At 52.1% G+C, this 5,231-nt stretch carries 6 protein-coding genes; 2 read left to right on the top strand and 4 right to left on the bottom strand.

The annotated features are described in order from the left end of the window. Window positions 1–176: 176 nt before the first annotated feature. The 3 genes from FHL07_RS23475 to FHL07_RS23485 all read right to left on the bottom strand — a co-directional run bounded on the left by FHL07_RS23475 (window position 177) and on the right by FHL07_RS23485 (window position 1,117). Complete coding sequence (locus tag FHL07_RS23475; protein WP_010657466.1) at window positions 177–437, bottom strand: hypothetical protein; 261 nt, start codon at window positions 435–437, stop codon at window positions 177–179. Next, on the bottom strand, window positions 434–751 hold the full coding sequence (locus FHL07_RS23480; protein ID WP_095026061.1) for a hypothetical protein: 318 nt from the start codon (window positions 749–751) through the stop codon (window positions 434–436). Before FHL07_RS23480 ends, FHL07_RS23475 begins: the two co-directional genes overlap by 4 nt. Window positions 752–928: 177 nt before the next feature. Further along, window positions 929–1,117, bottom strand: coding sequence for a hypothetical protein (locus FHL07_RS23485; RefSeq protein ID WP_138738985.1), 189 nt, complete (start codon window positions 1,115–1,117; stop codon window positions 929–931). Between the two features lie 475 nt (window positions 1,118–1,592). On the opposite strand from FHL07_RS23485, the gene FHL07_RS23490 reads away from it, so the two are divergent. Further along, window positions 1,593–1,958: a type II toxin-antitoxin system RelE/ParE family toxin gene (locus FHL07_RS23490; RefSeq protein ID WP_178084409.1), complete on the top strand. Its 366-nt coding sequence runs from the start codon at window positions 1,593–1,595 to the stop codon at window positions 1,956–1,958. Window positions 1,959–1,981: 23 nt separating this feature from the next. On the opposite strand, the gene FHL07_RS23495 is transcribed toward FHL07_RS23490, so the two are convergent. Next, window positions 1,982–2,296 carry a helix-turn-helix domain-containing protein gene (locus tag FHL07_RS23495; protein WP_138738987.1) on the bottom strand — a complete coding sequence of 105 codons (315 nt, stop codon included), beginning with the start codon at window positions 2,294–2,296 and terminating at the stop codon, window positions 1,982–1,984. A 1,184-nt stretch (window positions 2,297–3,480) separates the two neighbouring features. Between FHL07_RS23495 and FHL07_RS23500 the strand changes: the two genes are divergently transcribed. Beyond that, a complete protein-coding gene (locus FHL07_RS23500; RefSeq protein ID WP_138738988.1) occupies window positions 3,481–3,753 on the top strand; it encodes an XRE family transcriptional regulator in 273 nt (90 codons plus the stop codon). Window positions 3,754–5,231: the final 1,478 nt, after the last annotated feature.

Below are 5,231 nucleotides of genomic sequence, written 5' to 3' on the forward strand. Positions count from 1 at the left end.
CCAGGTACGAATCACCTCCCGCCTCGACCGTACTGGAATCAGCCGCGAGTGCGGCCCGCCGAGGCGTACCGAAAACGTCCACTTGGTACGGGTGGTATCGCGGCCGACGACAAACTCCCTGACCGCGCTCTGTTGCACCAGGTGCTGCAGCGCGTCTTCGTGAATCCCGTCCCCGATCACAGCAGCAACGCCGTGACGCGCGCCTGAGCGGCGTCATCAATGATCAGGTACAGGCTTTCAATGTCGGCCGGCTTAAGCACCTTGAGCTCTTCCAGCATCTCAACAAAACCTTGCGCCCGCTCGCTGGCCAGATGCACCTGCAGGGTGTCGGCGGCGAGCTCGATGGCAGTCATTCGACGGCGCAGTGTGGCCAGCACTTCAGGCGACGTACTGATCGCGGCTAACGGGTCGCTGCCGTTACCGTAACGGCCGCTCATTCGGGCACCACTCCGGACGGGCCGCCCAAGGTGGCGGCTTCGCAGGCAAACGCTGCCGCCTGTGGTGGGGTCAGCGCTCCGGCGGCGACCACGGCGTTTAACCAGTCCCAGAATCGAGTTACACAGCGCGTCTGCTGCTCAGCCACTTCCTGCAGGTGATCCAATAATTGCGCCTCCAACGCCTCAATCGAGGTGGCCAGCACTTGCGGCTGCAGCTCCAGGGCGATGCGCTCAAGCAGTGCGCCAGTGTCCGGGGACAGCGTGCGCAGGTCGCGCAAACGGCGCTCATAAGACGGCGTGACGGGTAACGGCATGGCAGGGGTGTCCTTATCCGAGTCAGTGGCCCCCAGTGCGTAAAACCACAGTATGGGGTTCTGGAGTACCAGTGTGGGGGGATGTGGTATCCGTGCCCACAAAAAAAAACCCCACGCTCGGCTTGAGTGTAGGGGGCTTTTGAACATAAGCGGCGTTATTCGCACTGCTTACAGATTCTAGTTGCGCGGGTTGAGCACGTCGGGGGAGATGTTTAGCCCCTTAGATTTGGCCTGCTTGCCCAGCACATAGGTCACGCCATTTGCACCAGGTGCAACGGCCAATAATTTCCAGCCTTCTTGCACCGCCGAATTCGCGCTGCTCACTGAATACGCTTCTTTCAACTCAACCGCTTCATGCAACTGCATATCTGCTCCTTGTGATGAGACCGTGATGACTAGCCCAGCGTAGCGCAATGCGCTGTTGTTGCTTTCGTGCGTCCTGACGCGAGCAGAAAAGCCCCAAAACTAAAACTGTAAACACCATTTGGATTGGCACTGCGCCGATTAAGCCCCCTGAAACCTTGTATATGGACCTTGCTAAACCTCACTGTGATTTTTCTAGTTAGAGCACCAAAAAATCGCCAAAAACCGAATTCGATATCGCGAATAACCGAGCGTAGCCGTGCACTATTTCCACATGCGGCATCATAAAAATCTTATGACAAATCATCATTCCCAATTGACACCATTATAAATAATGATAATATGAAAATTGGGCATAAATATGCCTTGACCTTGGATCGGCCGAAAACCGGTTCAATCCTTAAGAAAGTGAGGAAATAGATGATGAAAACCTTAATCCGTGCAATCCAGCACCGAAAACAACTATATGGTGAACCCGATGTCCCAAAACGAAAACCGTAAAACCCGCACTCGCTTCATCGCAAAAGAAATCGTTTTCTGCCCAGGTGTAGAAAAAGAGCTCAAATCACTCCCAGAAGCACATCAGATCTCATTCATGCATAACTTGAATCTGGTAGCGAATGGTATAGATCCGACGTTAGGGATCGACCATCTGGAAAGTGCTGGAGCAGGCGTCATCGAACTCAAGATCAACGGAAGGCCCGCTTTCAGATGCATCTACTACAACAAGTTACCGACCAAGGTGCTTGTAGTACATGCCACACTGAAAACGACAAACGGGTCAGATCCGAAAATCTTGAAGCTGGTAAAACAGCGCTTGAAGGCGTATTTGAGCAAGCTCTAACAGAGCTTGGAAAGCGGTGGCTGTTACAGCATCGCTTTTTTTAGCGTCAGCTCCAACGGCTCATCGTCGTTGTTTGGATCGAAATCCATGTCGAGCTTATAACCAATACCCATGATCATTTCGAGTAGGGTGTCGATTGAGAATTTGTCCAATTGCCCTTTGAACAAATTACTCATCCTTGGCTGACTCACTTTTAGTTGGCGAGCAGCTTCTGCCTGACTCCAATTCTGTTTACGGATTAAATTTACTAATACCATAAAAAGCTTGGATTTCAGGGCGAGCATGTTGAAACGTACCGGATCATCCGTTACGAATTCGAATATGTTTTGATTACTCATGGCAATACCTCCCCAACGACGTGTTGGTGATGAGGAATATTTCTCTGCTGTGCGTTTAATAGGATTTGTATACTCTGATTCCAAGCTTTTCCGTGACGTCGTTCGACGTCACGGAAAAGCTTGGAATCAGAGTATACAAATTTTGATAAGCCAGTCAATCGTTATTTACGAAAATTTTCATAGCAATTAAGCTTTAATTTGAGGGCCATTTGCCATCAAATCAAGACCTGTAAAGCAGAGTCGACGAGAGAAAAATTATCTTCTATTCGATAGACCTCAACCGGTCATATAAAAAAAAATACAAAGCATTCGCGCTACGCGCTCACCAGCTCGACCCCCTAAAGGGGGACCCCCACTCGCTGGAAAAGATCCAAAACAGGCTATGACCCTGAACGACAAGAGCAAGAGCAATGATGGCTGACGCCAGACTAGGGCCGCCCAGAGGCGGCAAGAATGATGGCGGCGCGCGGCTCTTGATCGCTCCCACTGGCGTGGGAGCCCCTACGATCAGCTTTTAAAAAAAGCGTCTCGCATGACTCCACGCAGTGAGGATTTTATTCCAGGTGCTTACACCCAGCTCCCACTCCCAACAGGCGTTCCAGACTTTCGGGGATTGTTTACCACTGCGCCCCCTGCCCTCTTCGGCGTCTGGCGGTTGGTGGGTTTTAGGACAGTGACAGCGCCCGTGGTTGGGTTTTTACGCTGCCCTGCCATTGCCTTCTCGCCCTTGCGGGTCGCACCTAACCGGCTATACCGGCTGCCGTGAAGAGATCCCCTTGATCGGCAGCTATTACTTTCCCGGGCCCAAAGCATCTTGATTCCAAGCGTCGGGAAGAGATATCGGGGGAGGCTGGAAGCTGGACAGCCGAGCGTTTTCTCGACAGAATTGGCTTACCAGGTCTCGTATCCCGCCTCCTAAAGCAGAATTCCCCGAGACCTTGGCCAGAGCGATTGCCGTCGCCGCTGGCCCGAATGAAACCCTGCCTTGGCAGGGTTTTTTCGTTTTAATTCTATGTTGCTGATATGGGCAAAGATATTGCGTTTGGCCGCACAGTGCAAATCCTGTATTTCCTCTAGGGCATGATGCCCTAGACCCTATCGAGCGGCAGATTGGAAAGTAGCGAAGCTGCTGCACCAAGCGGCAGCCAACAAGGGCCGCAGGACCGCGTTAGCCGGAGGTTTCCATGGATAGAAAAGCCAAGACCAATAATGTCTTTAGCGAGATAGGGTGCGCTACCCCAGAGGCGCTTCTGCTGAAGGCTAAATTGATGGTCGCTGTAGTTAACCAGCTGCACGACAACGCATACCCTCAAAACCGTGCAGCATCTCATCTTGGCTTGTCAGTAAACCGTCTTAGCCAATTGCTCCAAGAAGACTTCAACGCTTTTTCTTTGGATGAAATGGTTGAGCTTGCTGCTCGCTTAAATATCCGTATGGAGATTGCCGTTTCTGTTTAAGCCTCGTAGAGGTAGGGTTTCAAAGGTCCCCCTTTGGCACCGGATGTATACATCCTTGGCGTGCCTGTAGTTTTTAGCATTTCACTACTGCTCTTTCGCTTGTCAGGCATTTGTCAGGTATTTTCAATCCCCTAGTAAGGGTGTCAGGCCTTTGTCAGGCCTTTGTCAGGCATTTGTCAGGCCTAGCCGTAATCTCTCCTATTTTAGGGAAAGCCCCGGTGCTAGATTAATCTTCCTAGCTTGGCACAGCTGTGGCACACCTTGGCACGGCTGATTTGGCACACTCTGGCACAGTCTTAAAATATGGCATGGCACACTCTAAACGAAGCCGTAAAACTGACAGGCAGAAGCCGTAGATCGATCTATCGCGATATGGATAGAGGCCTTGTTTCATATGGGCTGGACCCTTCTGGAAATCGTCAATTTGAGACTTCTGAATTGATGCGCGCGTACGGCGCTTTGGCCCCCGTGGCACAGCCTGACACACCTGATATGGCACAGATTGGCACAGCTCAACCCTGGGACCAGGTATTGACTGAACTTCAGGCACTTCGCAAGGAAGTCCAGGAGCTGCGCGCCACCGTTCTGCTCATCGAGCACAAACCGGAACACCCACCAATTGCCAACCCCTCAACTCCTGAAAAACCTCTGCAGCTCGCTACCTAGTCCAGTCTATTTAGCGCCCTGGACGAATGAGCCAAAAGTTTCCGAATCGGAAACTCCCCTTCAAAGGGGGAAGGATTCCGGGTAGCCGGAATCTCTCCCTGTTCTCTACAGGCCATGGCTTACGTGGCCTGTAGGGAACATGACAAAAACCACAGGCCGACTGCCTCCCCAAACAAGGGCGGTCTATGGGGGAGAGATTCCGGCTAAAAAGCAGTTCCGATGAGCTACCCCTCGTTCAAACTTGAACGAGAGCTCTCACACCTATGCAGCGCCCAAGATTCTTATTAGCGGGGGAGTAAAGACGATGGCTGTGGCACAAACGAGGCACGAATGCCTATCCTGCACTAGCGTCTTCCTCCCCCCAAAGAACCAAGTCCCTCATGCTCTGTTAATACGGTTTTGATGCATTTCTAATACGGTTTTAATGCGCCTAGGATGCACAAAACAGGCATTAATCGTCCCAAACAGGCACGTACTTGGCTCAACCCGGAATCCTTCCCCCTTTCCTATAGTCCACGTAGAACATGGCCTGTAGAGAATCAGGGCAATATGGCCACGTGGCTAAGCACTGATAGCTGGCCCTGGATCATGGATAAGTCGCGGCCTAAAGGGGGAAGGATTCCGGGCCACCCGAAACTCTGTAATTGAGGATGTAAAAGGTATGCACTGCACACCTTTTACAATTCGACCGCAAAGCCTCGCACACCAAGCCTTTCGGCAAAGCGACCCACCGCCGTCAGGCTGGCCCAGGTACGAATCACCTCCCGCCTCGACCGTACTGGAATCAGCCGCGAGTGCGGCCCGCCGAGGCG

It is taken from the genome of Pseudomonas sp. FSL W7-0098, from assembly GCF_005930585.1.
GTDB lineage: Bacteria > Pseudomonadota > Gammaproteobacteria > Pseudomonadales > Pseudomonadaceae > Aquipseudomonas > Aquipseudomonas bubulae.

Bases quoted from the DNA above. Each gene is read 5' to 3' on its own strand.
- FHL07_RS23475 (WP_010657466.1), bottom strand. From the start codon at position 437: ATGAGCGGCCGTTACGGTAACGGCAGCGACCCGTTAGCCGCGATCAGT.
- FHL07_RS23480 (WP_095026061.1), bottom strand. From the start codon at position 751: ATGCCGTTACCCGTCACGCCGTCTTATGAGCGCCGTTTGCGCGACCTG.
- FHL07_RS23485 (WP_138738985.1), bottom strand. From the start codon at position 1,117: ATGCAGTTGCATGAAGCGGTTGAGTTGAAAGAAGCGTATTCAGTGAGC.
- FHL07_RS23490 (WP_178084409.1), top strand. From the start codon at position 1,593: ATGTCCCAAAACGAAAACCGTAAAACCCGCACTCGCTTCATCGCAAAA.
- FHL07_RS23495 (WP_138738987.1), bottom strand. From the start codon at position 2,296: ATGAGTAATCAAAACATATTCGAATTCGTAACGGATGATCCGGTACGT.
- FHL07_RS23500 (WP_138738988.1), top strand. From the start codon at position 3,481: ATGGATAGAAAAGCCAAGACCAATAATGTCTTTAGCGAGATAGGGTGC.